The organism is Streptomyces sp. NPDC090994 (assembly GCF_044768905.1).
GTDB lineage: Bacteria > Actinomycetota > Actinomycetes > Streptomycetales > Streptomycetaceae > Streptomyces.
In genome coordinates, this window is record NZ_JBIVWS010000001.1 from 559,978 (window position 1) to 575,069 (window position 15,092).

The window sequence follows — 15,092 nt, forward strand, 5'->3', positions numbered from 1 at the left end:
GTCAGGCTCCCTTCCGCGCGCGGCGTTCGGTGGGCTGGGTCACCCGGTCGAGCATCAGGCCCAGGCAGACGATGGCCGCGCCGGCCACCAGGCCGGTCGCCAGGTCGCCCTGGGCGAGGCCGAAGACGACGCTGTAGCCGAGGGCGCCGCCGCCGACCAGGCCGCCGATGATGACGACGGCGAGGACCAGGACGACGCCCTGGTTGACGGCGAGCAGCAGCGCCGGGCGGGCCAGCGGGAGCTGGACCTGCCGCAGTTGCTGCCCGCTGGTGGCGCCGAGCGAGCGGGCCGACTCCAGGGCGCCCGGGTCGACGCCGCGCAGGCCCTGGGCCGTGATCCGGACGACGGCGGGGAGGGCGTAGACGACGGCGGCGGCCACGGCGGGGGCGCGGCCGACGCCGAACAGGGCGACGACCGGGATCAGGTACACGAACTGCGGCATCGTCTGGCAGACGTCCAGGACCGGGCGGAGCAGCCGTTCGAAGCGGTCGCTGCGGGCCGCCGCGATGCCGGTGGCGACGCCGATGACCAGGGTGACGGCGACGGCCGCCAGGACCTGGGAGAGGGTGTCCAGGGACGGTTCCCACACCCCGAGGACGCCGATCGCGGCCATGGCCAGGACGGCGGTGAGCGCGGTGCGCCAGGTGCCGAGCAGCCAGGCCAGGGCGGCGACGAGGAGGAGCACGGACCACCAGGGCAGCCAGAGCAGGCCGTCGCGGAGCGGGTCGAGGACCCAGGTGGTGAAGCGGCCCGCCCAGTCGGCGGTGCCGCCGACGACGGGGACGCCGGAGTAGAGGTGGGCGGTCATCCAGTCGACGGCGCGGTTGACCGGTTCGGCGATGCCCAGCTCCCAGGACTCCGGCCACTCCAGGCGGCCGGCGAGGCGTCCGGCGACCGCGACGGCCACGGCGGCCACGGCGGCGGCGAGCGCGTACGGCCATCCCGCCGGGGACGTCGGTTCCTGGCCCGTCCGCTCCCCCGCCGCGCCGGTCACCCGGTCCAGGACGACCGCGAGCAGCACGATGGGGATGCCGGCGGCGAGGGCCGCGCCGACGTCGACCGAGGCGAGCGCCTGGTAGACGCGGTCGCCGAGGCCGCCGGCGCCGATGACGGAGGCGATGACGGCCATGGACAGCGCCATCATGATCGTCTGGTTGAGGCCGAGCAGGAGTTCCGCGCGGGCCAGCGGGACGCGGGCGGTCAGCAGCCGCTGACGGGCGGTGGTGCCGAGGGACTCGACGGCTTCGAGGACCTCCTTGTCGGCGCCGCGCAGGCCGAGGGCGGTGAGCCGGGCCATGGGCGGGGCGGCGTAGACGACGGTGGCCAGGACGGCGGCGGGGACGCCGATGCCGAAGACCAGGACGACCGGGAGGAGGTAGGCGAAGGCGGGGAGCACCTGCATGGTGTCCAGGACCGGGCGCAGCAGCCGGTCCATCCGGCCGGACAGCCCGCCGGCCAGCCCCAGCAGGGCGCCCACGACCACCGAGGCCAGGACGGCTACGGCCATCAGGGCGAGGGTCTGCATCGTCGGCACCCACATGCCGAGCAGGCCGCAGGCGAGGAACGCCGCCGCCGTGCCGAGCGCGAGCCGGGCGCCCGCCACCCGCCAGGCGGCCAGGGCGCCGATCGCGGTGACGCCCGCCCAGCCGACGGCGAGCAGGGCGAGGTAGACGGCGCGTACGGAGAGGACGACGGCGTTGCTGACGTGGCCGAAGAAGTAGAGGAAGAGCGGGTGGCTGTCGCGGTTGTCGATGATCCAGTCGCTGACGTCGCCGAGCGGGGCGGAGACGTCGACGGTGAGGGCGGCCGGCCAGGTTCCGCCGGCCCACTGGGCGTGGGCGAGGGGGCCGAGGACGGCGGCGGCGACGGCGAGGAGCAGCAGCTTGCCGACGGGGCGGCGGCGCAGGAGGGCCGGCAGGGCGGGGCGCGGGGCGGTGGACGCCGTGGCGGTCGCCATCAGACCGCCTCCTTCGGCCGTTCCGTCTCCTCGGGGTCCTCGGGATCGTCGGGGTCCTCGGGGTCCATGAGCTGGCCGGGGCCGGGGCCGGCGCCGGAGCCGGCGCCGGTCCCGGCGACGACGCCGAGCAGCGCGCCCGCGTCGACCACCCCCAGGCAGCGGCCGTCGGCCATCACCCGGGCCGCCGTTCCGGCGCGGGCGACGGCCTCGATGGCCTCGGAGACGGTGGCGTCGGGGCGCAGCGCCGGGCCGTGGCCCGCCTCGGCGGCGTCGGCGGCGGGCCGCATCGCCGTACGGACCGTCAGGACCTGCTCGCGCGGCACGTCCCGCACGAACTCCCGTACGTAGTCGTCGGCGGGCGCGCCCACGATCTCCTCCGGCGTGCCCAGTTGCACCACCCGGCCGTCCCGCATCAGGGCGATGCGGTCACCCAGCTTCAGGGCTTCCTGGAGGTCGTGGGTGATGAAGACCATCGTGCGGCCCTCCTCGCGGTGCAGCCGGACGACCTCCTCCTGCATGTCCCGCCGGATGAGCGGGTCGAGCGCGCTGAACGGCTCGTCGAACAGGAGCACCTCGGGGTCGACGGCGAGCGCGCGGGCGAGGCCGACGCGCTGGCGCTGGCCGCCGGAGAGCTGGGCCGGCCGGCGCCGTTCCATGCCTTCCAGGCCGACCTTGGCGATGACGGCGGCGGCCCGCTCGCGCCGCTCGGCGCGGCCCATGCCCTGGATCTCCAGGCCGTAGGCGACGTTGTCGAGCACGGTGCGGTGCGGGAGCAGGCCGAAGTGCTGGAAGACCATCGCGGTGCGGTGCCGGCGCAGGGCGCGCAGCCGGGCGCGGTCCATGGCGCGTACGTCGTCGCCGTCGATGGCGATGGTGCCGGCCGTCGGTTCGATCAGCCGGGTCAGACAGCGCACCAGGGTGGACTTGCCGGAGCCGGACAGGCCCATGACGACGAAGACCTCGCCCTTGCGCACCTCGAAGCCGACGTCCCGGACGGCGGCCGTGCAGCCGGTGCGGGAGCGCAGCTCGGCCGGGCTGAGGGAGGTGAGGGCGGGGTCGCCGGGGACGCGGTCGGCCTTCGGGCCGAAGACCTTCCACAGGCCGTCCACGGAGAAGACGGGGGGACGCTCGGCCGGGGTCCGGGTGACGGTGCTCATCGGGCGTCACCGCCGATCAGCTCGACGGCCTTCTCCCCCACCATCAGCACGCCGATCATCGGGTTGACGGCGGGCATCGTCGGGAAGACGGAGGCATCGGCGATCCGCAGGCCCTCCAGGCCGCGCACCCGCAGGTCGGGGCCGACGACGGCGAGCGGGTCGTCGGGGGCGCCCATCCGGCAGGTGCCCGCCGGGTGGTAGACGGTGTGCGCGACCTTGCGGGCGTACTCGCTCAGCTCGGCGTCGCCCAGCACGTTCGGGCCGGGGCACACCTCGCGCTTGAGCCACCCGGCCAGCGGCTCGGTCTGCGCGATCTCGCGGGCGATCCGGATGCCGTCGACGAGGGTGCGGCCGTCGTAGTCGTCCTCGTCGGTGAAGTAGCGGAAGTCCAGGGCGGGCTTGACGGACGGGTCGGCGCTGGTCAGGCAGAGCCGGCCGCGGCTGCGCGGCTTGGGGATGTTCGGGGTCATGGAGACGCCGAACTCCGGGCGCTCGTAGCCCAGTCGCTCGGGGTTGTCCGTGAACGGGATCTGGTAGAAGTGGAACATCAGGTCGGGGCCCTGGCGTTCGGGGTCGCGGCGCACGAACAGGCCGGCGTCGGAGTCCATCGCGGAGTTCTCCGGGATGGGGCCGTTGGTCTCCCAGACGATCACCGACTCGGGGTGGTCGAGGAGGTTCTCGCCGACGCCGGGCAGGTCGTGCGCCACGGGTATGCCGAGCCCTTCGAGGTCGGCGCGCGGGCCGATGCCGGAGTGCAGCAGCAGCCGGGGGGAGTCGACGGCGCCGGCGCAGAGGACGACCTCGCTCCGGGCGCGGACGAGGATCTCCTCGCCGTCCTTGGTGCGCACGTGCACGCCCTGGGCGCGGGTGCCGTCCAGCTCCAGCCGGTACGCCCAGGTCTCCAGCATGATCGTGAGGTTGGGGCGTTCGTCCATCACCGGGTGGAGGTACGCCACCGACGCCGACGAGCGCTTGTTGTTTTCGGGGTGGTAGGCGAGGTCGAAGAAGCCGACGCCCTCGGTGAACGGCTTCTTGTTGAAGCCCTCGATCCGGGGGACTTCGAGCGCCTTCTGGGCGGCGTCGACGAAGTCGCGGGCGATGGCGTTCCGGTCCTTCTCGTCGACCGGGACGATATTGTTGAGCAGCCGGGCCCAGTACGCCTCCATCGGCACCGAACCCCAGCCCTTGGCGCCGGCCGCCTCCCACTCGTCCCAGTCGGACGGCAGCGGCTTGAAGGCGATGAGGGTGTTGTGCGAGGAGCAGCCGCCGAGGACGCGGGCGCGGCTGTGCCGGATGTGCGAATTGCCGCGCGGCTGCTCGGTGGTGGGGTAGTCGTAGTCCAGTTCGCCGCCGAGCAGGCCCATCCAGCGGCGCAGGGTCAGCACGTCGTCGCGGCCGACGTCGCTGGGTCCGCCCTCGATGACGGCGACGGTGGTGTCGGGGTTCTCGGTCAGGCGGGCGGCGATGACCGAGCCGGCGGTACCGCCGCCGATGACGACGTAGTCGTAGACATGGGGGGTCTCGGGCATGGGGGTACTCCAGGTGGGGCTGGGGTGGGGAAGGGGGGCTTGCGGGGAGCGGGGCGGGTGGAGGGGGTGGCGGGCTGCGGTGTCAGCCGGCGAACCAGCGGACGGGCGCGGGCGCGAGGTTCTGATAAACGTGCTTCGCTTCGCGGTACTCGGCAAGGCCCGCGGGGCCCAGTTCGCGGCCGGTGCCGCTCTTGCCGAAGCCGCCCCACTCCGCCTGCGGCAGGTAGGGGTGGAAGTCGTTGATCCAGACGGTGCCGTGGCGCAGCCGGCCCGCGACCCGGCGCGCACGGCCCGCGTCGGCGGTCCACACGGCGCCCGCGAGCCCGTACTCGGTGTCGTTGGCGAGGGCGACCGCCTCGTCCTCGGTGCGGAAGGTCTCCACGGTGAGGACCGGGCCGAAGACCTCCTCGCGGACGACGCGCATCTCGCGGTGGCAGTGGTCGAGGACGGTCGGCTCGTAGAACCAGCCGGCCTCGGGGCGGATGGCGCTGGGGGCGGGGCGCTTGCCGCCGCAGCGCAGGACCGCGCCCTCGGCGAGCGCGGAGGCGACGTACTCCTCGGTGCGGGCGCGCTGCCGCTCGGAGACCAGGGGGCCGCACTCGACGCCCTCCTCGGTGCCGCGGCCGAGGCGGATCTTCTCGGCGCGGCGGGCGAGTTCGGCCACGAAGCGGTCGCGGACGGACTCCTCGACGATCAGGCGGGAGCCCGCCGAGCAGACCTGGCCGCTGTGCATGAAGGCGGCGTTGAGGGCCTGGTCGACGGCGGTGTCGAAGCCCTCGGCGGTGGCGCAGGCGTCGGCGAAGACCACGTTGGGGTTCTTGCCGCCGAGTTCGAGGGCGGTCTTCTTGACGGTGACGGCGGCGGCCCGGGCGACCTTGACGCCGCTGACCAGGCCGCCGGTGAAGGAGACCAGGTCGACGTCGGGGTGCTCGGCGAGCCGGGCGCCGACGGTGTCGCCGGGGCCGGTGACGAGGTTGGCGACACCGGCCGGCAGCCCCGCCTCGACGAGCAGCTCGATCAGGGCGATGGTGGTCAGCGGGGTGATCTCGCTCGGCTTGAGCACGAAGGTGTTGCCGGCCGCGAGTGCCGGGGCGACCTTCCAACTGGCCTGGAGCAGCGGGTAGTTCCAGGGCGTGATCAGCGCGCAGACGCCGACGGGTTCGTGGACGACGACGCTGTGCACGTCCGGGGTGCCCGCGTCGACGACCCGGCCGGGGGCCTCGGCGGCGACCAGGTCCGCGAAGTAGCGGAAGGCGTCCGCGACGCAGTCGACGTCGACGCGGCCCTCCTCGACGGTCTTGCCGGCGTCCCGGCTCTCCAGCAGGCCGATCCGCTCCCGGTCGCGGACCAGGAGATCCGCGACGCGGCGCAGCAGGGCGGCGCGTTCGGCGACCGGGGTGTGCGGCCACGGGCCCTCGTCGAAGGCGCGGCGCGCGGCGGCCACCGCGAGGTCGGCGTCCTGCGCGTCGCCCTCCGCGACGACGGCGAACGGCAGGGCGTCCGCGGGGTCGACGACCTCCCGGGTGGCCCCGGAGGAGGCCTCCCGCCACTCGCCTCCCGCGTGGATGCTGCGCCGCGTGCGCTCCGCCGACGGTTCCGCTCTGTCCGCCATGTCTGCCGCCGTACCTGCCGCCATGCCTGATGTCCGCCTTTCGTTCCTGTTCAGCGCCCGTGTGCCACGTGGGCGGCACGGCGGGGTGTCGCGATCCCGGGCGTCCCGTCCGGGCGACCGGGAGCCCTGCCCCGGTCGCCCGTTCGCATGCCGAATCGATGGCTGAAAGTGCGGTATGTCACTGCGGACGCCGCGGGCCCCCTTCCGGTCAGTACCGGAAGGGGGCCCGTCGGACGTCGTGGGCGGGGCGGCTCAGATGAGGCCGAGACCGCGGACCGCGTCGCGCTCCTCGGCCAGCTCCTTGACGGAGGCGTCGATGCGGGCGCGCGAGAAGTCGTTGATCTCCAGGCCCTGGACGATCTCGTACGTGCCGTTCTCGCAGGTCACCGGGAAGGAGGAGATGAGGCCCTCGGGGACACCGTAGGAGCCGTCCGACGGGATGCCCATGGAGACCCAGTCGCCGTCGGCGGTGCCGTTGACCCAGGTGTGGACGTGGTCGATGGCGGCGTTGGCGGCGGAGGCTGCGGAGGACGCGCCCCGGGCCTCGATGATCGCGGCGCCGCGCTTGGCCACGGTCGGGATGAACTCGTCCGCGAGCCACTTCTCGTCGTCGACGACCTCGGCGGCGTTCTTGCCGGCGATGGTGGCGTGGAAGATGTCCGGGTACTGGGTGGCGGAGTGGTTGCCCCAGATGGTCAGCCGCTTGATGTCGGAGACGGTCGAGCCCGTCTTCTTCGCGAGCTGGGTCAGCGCGCGGTTGTGGTCCAGGCGGGTCATCGCGGTGAACCGCTCGGCCGGTACGTCGGGCGCGGCGGCCTGGGCGATCAGCGCGTTGGTGTTGGCCGGGTTGCCGACGACCAGGACCTTGATGTCGTCCGCCGCGTGGTCGTTGATGGCCTTGCCCTGCGGCTTGAAGATGCCGCCGTTGGCCTCCAGGAGGTCACCGCGCTCCATGCCCTTGGTGCGCGGGCGGGCGCCGACGAGGAGGGCGACGTTGGTGCCGTCGAAGGCGACGTTCGGGTCGTCGGTGATGTCGATGCCCTGGAGGAGGGGGAACGCACAGTCGTCCAGCTCCATCGCCGTGCCCTCGGCGGCCTTCAGCGCCGGGGTGATCTCCAGCAGGCGCAGCTTCACCGGCACGTCCGCGCCGAGCAGCTGGCCGGAGGCGATGCGGAAGAGGAGGGCGTAACCGATCTGGCCGGCCGCGCCGGTGACGGTGACGTTCACGGGAGTGCGGGTCATGGCGTTCTCCGTATGACAGCTGGCGGTGGGGCGGCGTCCCTGCCCCGCTACGTTTGATCGATCTCTTGGCGTCAAGAGATCGACACAGCGGTCAGGCTATCGCGCATCCGGCATCCCGGACCTCCGGGTGCGTGTGGCCCGTCCCACAGGGCCCCGGCCCGCAACCCCCCGACCTGCGACGAAGAGGCGGCCGCCCGTCCGGGAGAGGGGGGACGTGAGCGGCCGCCGTATGGGACACCCGTTGCCGGATCCCGTGGGGGTACTGTTCGCGTGCCCGAGATCCCGCCGGCCATGCCTGCCGGACGGAACGATTTCCGGCTGTTCCGTTTCCGGCTGTTCCGTTTCCGGTGTTCCGTTTCCCGCTGTTCCGTTTTCCGGTTGCCCGGTCTTCTCGCCGCTGGGTCCGCCCGTTACTCCGTGCAGCCCTTCTCCCCCGACGCCAGCGTCACGCACGCCTTGGCGTCCGCCGCGCTGTCGACGGCCACCATCGGCGTGTACGCGATGGTGTCGCCGGCCACCGTGATCGACCCGGTCTGCTCGGCCCCGCCGGCGCTCACCTCGACCTCGTCGCCCTGGCCGGCCTGGGTGACCCGGCCCCATGCCGTACCGCAGGTCTCGCTGTACCGGACCTCGACGACGGCCGTGCCGACGGTCGCCGTCCGCTCGGTGGTCACCAGGTCCCCGCCGCACCCCATGGTCTCGGCGTCCTTGCCGGTGCACTGGTCGCCGCTGCACTTCACGCCGGCCGGCAGCTCCGGGTCGGCGGACACGGTGGGCGACGGGGACGGACGGGCGTCCGCCTCCTTCTCGCCGCCGTCGTTCAGCAGGAAGAAGGCGCCGGCGACCACGACGAGGACGCCGACCACGCCCGCGACGAAGGTCGTCAGCCGCTTGCCGCCGCTCCCGGAGCCCTGCCCCGGCCCGTGGTCGCCGGGCGGCGGTCCGCCCTGCGGCTGCGTGCCCGCGGGCCGGGGGCTCCCGAAGGTGCCCAGCGCCACGGTGGCGTCCGGCACGGACGCGCCGGGCGGCGTGGCTCTCCGGTTGCCGGAGGGCGCCGGTCCGCGGTAACCGGCCATGCCCCAGGAGTTGCCCCCCGAGGACGCGCCCGAGGAGACACCGGAGGACGCGCCGGAGACCTCGGCGGCCTCCTCGCCGTCCCGGACCCCGGCGTCCCGGGCCACGCTCCCCCGGGCCGCACCGCCCCGGACACCACCCCGGTCACCACCCCGGTCACCACCCCGGTCACCGGCCCAGTCCTGGCTGTCGGCGGCCGTCGGCTGCGCCGGGACCGGCGGCACGGTGGGCGCCACCCCGGCCGGCCCGGCGATCCCGGGCGTGAGCACCCCACGGCCGACCGCCCTGCCGCCCTTGGCCCCCGCGGCGCCCTTGGTTTCCGCGGCCGCCTTGGCCGCTTTGGCCGCCTTGGCCCCCGTGGCTTCCGTGGCGCCCCGGCCGCTCCTGGCCTGCTGCTGGGGCGCGGTCAACTCGCCCAGCGCCGCGCGCGCCTGGGAGATCCGGATGGCCTCCATCGTCATGTCGTGCCGCATCTCCGAGCGGCTCCACGCCCGCTCGGCCAGCTCCCACATGGTGGTCAGATGGACCGGATTGGTCCCCGTGACCTCGGCCAGGGCCACGATGGCCCCCTTGGGCGCGAGCAGCCGGCCGTTGAGATACCTCTCCCAGGACGTCTTGCTGTAGCCCGTGGCGTCAGCCACCGCCGCGATGCTCAGTTCACTGCGGTCGACGAGCCTGCGCAACTGGCCGGCGAACTCCTTGATCTGCGGATCGAGTTCGTCGGGCAAGGCCTTCCAACGAGGCATTGCTTCCCCCTCTTCCCCCCGGATGTCTTGCTGGGTCGTGCTGGTCGTTCCCCCGTGCGCGTGCTCTCCGCCGAGTCCCGTTCTGGCTACCCACAGGGATGCGCCCGGCGTGGAACTCGGTTTCCCGGGGTGGGGGCGCACAGAAGCACAGCAACCGCGGGCGAGCACCGTCGCACGCCCGCTGGATCGCGGACCAGTCTCCCACCGAGGCCCCCGTGGTCCCAATCACGGAGACCCATTCTTCCGTCGGGACGCCCCGGACCGTCCCGATTGACCAAGTGAAGCGGTTCTAGGACGAGTTGACCACACATCCGCGAACTTGTCGTCACATCATCACACCGAATGCACACGCCCGCGCACACCCTGTCACGCCCGGCGCACGGCTCTCTCCGGTCACGGGTTCGGCGGGTGTCTTGGTAGACGAACGGCGCGGGGCGCGGACCCGGACAGCGCACGGCGGCCCGCCCTCACGCCGGTGGGCGAGAGGACGGGCCGCCGTTCCGTGCCAGCCGTTCCGTGACGGCCGTTCCGTGACGCGGGCGGGCGCGTGCGTTCACTCGTTGCTGACGGTGAAGTGGAGCGTGTCCTTCAGGAACGGGATCTCCAGCAACGGCCGCGGCTGTGCCATCAACGCCAGCAGCACGATGACCAGGCCCAGGAAGCCGTACGTGGCGATGTCCGTGAACCGGGACCGTACGGCGAGCATGCCGACGTCGGGCAGGAACCAGCGCAGCACGGCGCCGCCCAGCAGCGCGAGGCCGATGAGCAGCGTCCCGTACCGGAACACGTCCAGCGCGGTCAGCAGCAGGCCGAGCCCGACCAGTCCCGCCACGGTGAGCACCGGCCACTGCCGGGCGGGCGCCGGGGCGTCACCGGGGGCGGCCCGGCCACCGCCCTCGGGCCGCGCGGTGTCCCTGGTGAACAGGGGGAAGCGGCGGGTGACGCGACGCGGCCGGCCCTGGGCGTCGGGGGCACTGACGGGGTCCCGCACGGTGAGCTCGTCGGCACCGTCCCCGAAGCCGTTCACACGGCCGTCGGCGTCACCGGCACCGTCCCGACGAACGTCGGCGTCACCGGCACCGCCCTGACGAGCATCGGCGTCACCGTCCCGACGAGCGTCCCCCGCCCCGGCCGCGTCCTCGGTCGCCTCCCGCGCCACCCCGGCCTCCGTCACCGCGTCCGCGCCCCGTTCCTCGTCGACCGTGTCCGCGGCCTTCTCATCGGCCGGCACTGCGCTCCGCCGCCTCGACCACGTTGACCAGCAGCTGGGCCCGGGTCATCGGACCGACGCCGCCGGGGTTGGGGGAGATCCAGGCGGCGACCTCGGCGACGTCCGGGTGGACATCGCCGACGATCTTGCCCTCGGCGTTGCGCGAGACACCGACGTCCAGGACGGCGGCGCCCGGCTTGACGTCCTCGCCGCGGATCAGGTGCGGGGAGCCGGCCGCGGCGACGACGATGTCCGCGCGCTTGAGGTGGGCGGCCAGGTCGCGCGTACCCGTGTGGCACTGGGTCACGGTGGCGTTCTCGCTGCGCCGGGTGAGCAGCAGCGGCATCGGCCGGCCGATGGTGACCCCGCGGCCGACGACCACGACCTCGGCGCCCTTGATCTCCACGCCGTGGCGGCGCAGCAGGGTGAGGATGCCGTTGGGGGTGCAGGGCAGCGGCGCCGGCTCGTTGAGGACGAGGCGGCCGAGGTTCATCGGGTGCAGGCCGTCCGCGTCCTTCTCCGGGTCCATCAGCTCCAGGATGCGGTTCTCGTCGATGCCCTTGGGCAGCGGCAGCTGGACGATGTAGCCGGTGCAGGCCGGGTCCTCGTTCAGCTCGCGGACGACCGCCTCGATCTCCTCCTGCGTCGCGGTCGCGGGCAGCTCACGCTGGATGGAGGCGATGCCGACCTGGGCGCAGTCCCGGTGCTTGCCGGCGACGTACTTCTGGCTGCCGGGGTCCTCCCCGACGAGGATCGTGCCGAGCCCCGGCGTGACCCCCTTCTCCTTCAGGGCCGCCACGCGGGCGGTCAGTTCGGACTTGATCGCGGCTGCGGTGGCCTTGCCATCGAGAATCTGGGCGGTCATGCCTCCATCCTCGCGGATGACCGCCCTCCTGTTCCAATCCGGCCACCATCCGGGCAGCCCCGGGCGGCCGCGGACGGCTTGTCCTGCCGTATCCCTCCTTGATCAGGGATGTTGCACTTGCACAACAGTGCGGCTATCGGCTGGACAAGGGATCGGCCCGCCGACGACGATGAACGGCGCAGTACCGCGGTCAAGCTCGGGGGGCGAACCGCTCACGTCCTGACGTTCCTCCGCGGCGTCCGCACCGTCCCCGCTTGCGCAACGGAGGAAATCCACCATGAGTTTCGGCTCGCCCAACAATCCGTACGGTCAGCCGCAGAACCCCCCGCCCGGGTACGGCGCTCCCCAGGAGGGCCAGCCCGGTCAGCCGGGGCAGCCGGGCCAGCCGGGTTACGGCGCGCCGCAGGAGCAGCCCGGTCAGCCGGGGCAGCCCGGCTACGGCTACCCCCAGTACCCCCAGCAGGCTCAGGCCGGCTACGGCTACCCGCAGGCGCCGGGCGTCCCGCCGCAGCAGGGGTACGGCTACCCGCAGCAGGGCGGTTACCCGGGCGGACCGCGCGTCGCCTCCATGGGCCGCCGCTTCAGCGCCCGCCTGATCGACAGCGTGGCCTTCGTCATCATCTACGCCGTCCTCGGCTTCATCGGGGTGGCCGGCTCGATCGGGGACATGCAGGACTGCGACCCGGCCTCCGTCAACTACGACAGCTGCATGAACGACGCCAGCTCGGACTTCGTCAGCTCGTTCGGCGCGATCTTCGGCGTGTTCCTGCTCATCGGCGTGCTCTACGAGTGGCTGATGACCGGCCTGGTGGGCGCCACCCTCGGCAAGCTCTGCGTCGGCATCCGCGTGGTGAAGGTCGACACCGGCCAGAAGCCGGGCCTGGGGTCGTCGTTCATCCGCTACATCATCCCGGTGGTCGGCGGCTTCGCCTGCGGCATCGGCCAGCTGCTCGTCTACCTGTCCCCGTTCTGGGACAAGTCCGGCCGCCAGCAGGGCTGGCACGACAAGGCCGCCGGCACGATGGTCATCCAGAACTGACCCCCGTACCCGTCCGGGGTCCCGTTCTCGCCATTCAACCGTGAGGGCCGTGTTCCACCCTTTCGAGGGGGACACGGCCCTCACGTGTCCCCCTAGGCTGGCCGAGGCAGCCGTCAGGCACGGGGAGACGCACCTTGTACAGCATCATCGTGGTACCTCCGCCGACCTCGGAGGACGGACGGGGACCGGCCGGCCCCGTCGACCGCGCCCAGGTCCGGCTCGCTCCCGGCGAGCGGCTCGCCTTCGGGCGGGCGGTGGGCGCGGACGGCCTGCTGATCCCGCACGACGGGGTGTCCCGCAGAGCCGGTGAGATCACCGCCCAGGGCGCCTTCTGGACCCTGAGCAACCTCTCCGGCCACCAGACGTACGTGGTGGAGAACCCGGAGGGCGCGGGCGAGCACATCAAGGTGGCGCCCGGCCGGCTGGACGCGCCGGTGCCGTTCGAGTTCTCGCGGATCGTGCTGCCCGCGGCGGGCGACCTGCTCCCCGTGGAGGTGTGGGCGCCGCGCCACGACTACCTGCGCGCCGAGGACGGAGCCGACGGCCTGCGCGCCGAGGGCGGATGCGACGGCGACCCGACCGCGCCCGCCTTCTCCGTGGACCGCACCAAGCGGTACTTCGCGGTCCTGGCCGCGCTGTGCGAGCCGCGCCTGCGGGGCGCGCCGCACGCCCCGCTGCCCACCGTCGACCAGGTCGTGGAGCGGCTGCGCCCCACCTGGCCGGCCGCGTCCCGCACCTCGGTGCAGTGGAACATCGACTACCTGGCCGTCAAGCTCCGCCTCAAGCCCGGCCCGGAGACGGCCGAGCCGGGCACACGGCTGAACGGCAAGAAGGAGTCGCTGGTGTCCCTGGCGCTCCGCTTCGACCTGGTCCGCGAGGACGACCTGGTGGTCCTCTCGGCGCCGTCCCGACGGGCGCCGCGGTGACCGAGCCGTACGCCGTGCCGGTGCCCCGGGGGTACCGGGTGGGCGGCTGGGAGGTGCGCGAGCCGATCGCGACCGGCGCCTTCGGCAGCGTGTACGCGGCCCGCCGGGCCGGTGCCGGCGTGGGCGGGCCGGAGGCGCCGGACTCGGTCGCCCTGAAGTTCCTGCCCACCGGCACGGGGACACCCCGCCAACTCGCCCACCTGCGCGAACTGATCGACCGTGAGGTGCGGTTGCTCGGCCGGCTGCGGCAGCCCCGGCTGGTGCGGATGTACGAGACCCTCACCGTGGACGACCCCGGCGCGCCCCGCCTCGACGGCGCCACCGTCCTCGTACTGGAACGGGCCGAGGGCTCCCTGTCCGGCCTGCTGGCCGCCACCCCGCGCCCGCCGTCCGGTCCCGTCCTGCTCGCCCAGGTCTGCGAGGGCCTGGCCCAGCTGCACCGGGCGGGCTGGGTGCACGGCGACCTGAAGCCGGGCAACGTGCTGCTGATGGCGGACGGTTCGGTGCGCCTGGCCGACTTCAACATGGCCGCGGAGCTGGAGGGCACCCACGCCTACACGCCCGCCTTCTCGACCCCGGACTACACCCCGCCCGAGCTGCTGTGGTCCGAGATCGGGGAGCGGGGCCGGCAGACCCGCCCGTCCGCCGACGTCTGGGCCTTCGGGGTCCTCGCCCACCTGGTGCTCACCGGTTCCTTCCCGCTGCCCGGCGGCACCCCGACGGCCCGCCGCGACGCGGCCGTCGCCTACGCCCGCGGCACCGACGAGCTGCGCCTGTCGCCCGCGCTGCCCGACGCGTGGCGGGAGATCGTCCGCGCCTGTCTGACCCGTACGCACGCCGACCGGGTCGGCACCGAGGCGCTGCTGCGCCGGGTCGCGGACGCCACGGCCACGGCACCGGCCGGCCGGCGCTTCCGCCGGCCGGCTCGCCCGTTCGCCCGCCGGGACCTGCCCGGACCACGCCGCCGGCGCGTCCTCGCCGCCGCGGCCGCCGCCACGGCGGCCGTCGCGGCACTGGCGTACGGCGTCGTCGGCCTGACCGCCGCCGGGCCGGACCGGCAGCGCGGGGGCGGCACGGGAACGGCCGGTGCCCCGGCCGTGGCCGCCGCCTCCTACGGCGCCGCCGAGCTGCGCACCGACCGGGGCGTCCCGTCCGCCTACCGGCTGCTGATCGTGGAGACGGCCCACGACTGCGCGGACGAGGACGTCACCCCGGCGCTGATCGCCGCCATGCTGAAGGTGGAGAGCGACTTCGACCCGGACCTGGCCGACTACGAACTCAACGAGTACGGCATCGCCCGGTGGACACCGAAGGTGCTGCGCTGGTGGATGAACGACGACGGCACCCCCGCCGAGACGGTGCCCGAACCCCCGTTCCCCCCGGCCGAGTCCATCCCGGCGATGGGCCGCTACCTGTGCTGGATCGCCCCCCGCCTGGCCGACGACCTGCCCGGCGACCGCCGCGTCCTGATCGCCGCCGCCTACCGGACGTCGTACGACACGGTGAACGACGCGGCCGGTGTTCCCCCGAAGTACCGCGACTACGCCGACCGCGTCGCTCACTACCTCAAGGAATACACGCCTCCGGGCCGGATGTGACCCTGAGACTTCTCAGGGCTTCCGGGGGCGTCTCCCGTACCCGGAGCAGAGCCGCCGCCCGGCCGCGCCGCCACGGCCGGGTGGCCACGGGTACCCGTCCTGCTGAGGTCCGGGTCCCGTCCGGCACCGGCGGCCAC

11 protein-coding genes are annotated in these 15,092 nt (G+C 73.8%); 3 read left to right on the forward strand and 8 right to left on the reverse strand.

Annotated features, from left to right (window positions below; all coding sequences use genetic code 11):
- Position 1 precedes the first annotated feature (1 nt).
- From ACIQR3_RS02640 to ACIQR3_RS02675, 8 genes are all read right to left on the reverse strand, one after another.
- On the reverse strand, positions 2–1,957 hold the full coding sequence (locus ACIQR3_RS02640) for an ABC transporter permease (RefSeq protein WP_403533111.1): 1,956 nt from the start codon (positions 1,955–1,957) through the stop codon (positions 2–4).
- Positions 1,957–3,114, reverse strand: a complete 1,158-nt coding sequence (locus ACIQR3_RS02645) for a glycine betaine/L-proline ABC transporter ATP-binding protein (RefSeq protein ID WP_403533112.1) — start codon at positions 3,112–3,114, stop codon at positions 1,957–1,959. The genes ACIQR3_RS02640 and ACIQR3_RS02645 overlap by 1 nt, the downstream gene beginning before the upstream one ends.
- Complete coding sequence (locus ACIQR3_RS02650; RefSeq protein ID WP_403533114.1) at positions 3,111–4,643, reverse strand: GMC family oxidoreductase; 1,533 nt, start codon at positions 4,641–4,643, stop codon at positions 3,111–3,113. The genes ACIQR3_RS02645 and ACIQR3_RS02650 overlap by 4 nt, the downstream gene beginning before the upstream one ends.
- An 82-nt stretch (positions 4,644–4,725) precedes the next feature.
- Positions 4,726–6,255 (reverse strand): aldehyde dehydrogenase family protein, encoded by a 1,530-nt coding sequence (locus ACIQR3_RS02655; protein ID WP_403533117.1) that lies wholly within the window; start codon positions 6,253–6,255, stop codon positions 4,726–4,728.
- 252 nt (positions 6,256–6,507) lie between these two features.
- The gene (locus ACIQR3_RS02660) at positions 6,508–7,497 is read right to left on the reverse strand and encodes a malate dehydrogenase (RefSeq protein WP_403533120.1); all 990 of its coding nucleotides are present in this window, start codon (positions 7,495–7,497) and stop codon (positions 6,508–6,510) included.
- A 410-nt stretch (positions 7,498–7,907) separates the two neighbouring features.
- Complete coding sequence (locus ACIQR3_RS02665; protein WP_403533122.1) at positions 7,908–9,317, reverse strand: DUF2690 domain-containing protein; 1,410 nt, start codon at positions 9,315–9,317, stop codon at positions 7,908–7,910.
- A gap of 553 nt (positions 9,318–9,870) precedes the next feature.
- Positions 9,871–10,476 carry a DUF3017 domain-containing protein gene (locus ACIQR3_RS02670; protein ID WP_403533975.1) on the reverse strand — a complete coding sequence of 202 codons (606 nt, stop codon included), beginning with the start codon at positions 10,474–10,476 and terminating at the stop codon, positions 9,871–9,873.
- Positions 10,477–10,534: 58 nt separating this feature from the next.
- On the reverse strand, positions 10,535–11,392 hold the full coding sequence (locus tag ACIQR3_RS02675) for a bifunctional methylenetetrahydrofolate dehydrogenase/methenyltetrahydrofolate cyclohydrolase (RefSeq protein WP_403533124.1): 858 nt from the start codon (positions 11,390–11,392) through the stop codon (positions 10,535–10,537).
- A gap of 277 nt (positions 11,393–11,669) precedes the next feature.
- On the opposite strand from ACIQR3_RS02675, the gene ACIQR3_RS02680 reads away from it, so the two are divergent.
- From ACIQR3_RS02680 to ACIQR3_RS02690, 3 genes are all read left to right on the forward strand, one after another.
- Complete coding sequence (locus ACIQR3_RS02680) at positions 11,670–12,431, forward strand: RDD family protein (RefSeq protein WP_403533127.1); 762 nt, start codon at positions 11,670–11,672, stop codon at positions 12,429–12,431.
- A 134-nt stretch (positions 12,432–12,565) separates the two neighbouring features.
- Positions 12,566–13,357: an FHA domain-containing protein gene (locus ACIQR3_RS02685; RefSeq protein ID WP_403533130.1), complete on the forward strand. Its 792-nt coding sequence runs from the start codon at positions 12,566–12,568 to the stop codon at positions 13,355–13,357.
- A complete protein-coding gene (locus tag ACIQR3_RS02690) occupies positions 13,354–14,955 on the forward strand; it encodes a serine/threonine protein kinase (protein WP_403533133.1) in 1,602 nt (533 codons plus the stop codon). The genes ACIQR3_RS02685 and ACIQR3_RS02690 overlap by 4 nt, the downstream gene beginning before the upstream one ends.
- The last annotated feature ends 137 nt before the right edge of the window (positions 14,956–15,092 follow it).

Excerpts from the sequence above, each read along its gene's own strand:
- ACIQR3_RS02650 (WP_403533114.1), bottom strand. The coding sequence starts at position 4,643 with ATGCCCGAGACCCCCCATGTCTACGACTACGTCGTCATCGGCGGCGGT.
- ACIQR3_RS02675 (WP_403533124.1), bottom strand. The coding sequence starts at position 11,392 with ATGACCGCCCAGATTCTCGATGGCAAGGCCACCGCAGCCGCGATCAAG.
- ACIQR3_RS02660 (WP_403533120.1), bottom strand. The coding sequence starts at position 7,497 with ATGACCCGCACTCCCGTGAACGTCACCGTCACCGGCGCGGCCGGCCAG.
- ACIQR3_RS02665 (WP_403533122.1), bottom strand. The coding sequence starts at position 9,317 with ATGCCTCGTTGGAAGGCCTTGCCCGACGAACTCGATCCGCAGATCAAG.
- ACIQR3_RS02655 (WP_403533117.1), bottom strand. The coding sequence starts at position 6,255 with ATGGCGGACAGAGCGGAACCGTCGGCGGAGCGCACGCGGCGCAGCATC.
- ACIQR3_RS02645 (WP_403533112.1), bottom strand. The coding sequence starts at position 3,114 with ATGAGCACCGTCACCCGGACCCCGGCCGAGCGTCCCCCCGTCTTCTCC.
- ACIQR3_RS02640 (WP_403533111.1), bottom strand. The coding sequence starts at position 1,957 with ATGGCGACCGCCACGGCGTCCACCGCCCCGCGCCCCGCCCTGCCGGCC.
- ACIQR3_RS02680 (WP_403533127.1), top strand. The coding sequence starts at position 11,670 with ATGAGTTTCGGCTCGCCCAACAATCCGTACGGTCAGCCGCAGAACCCC.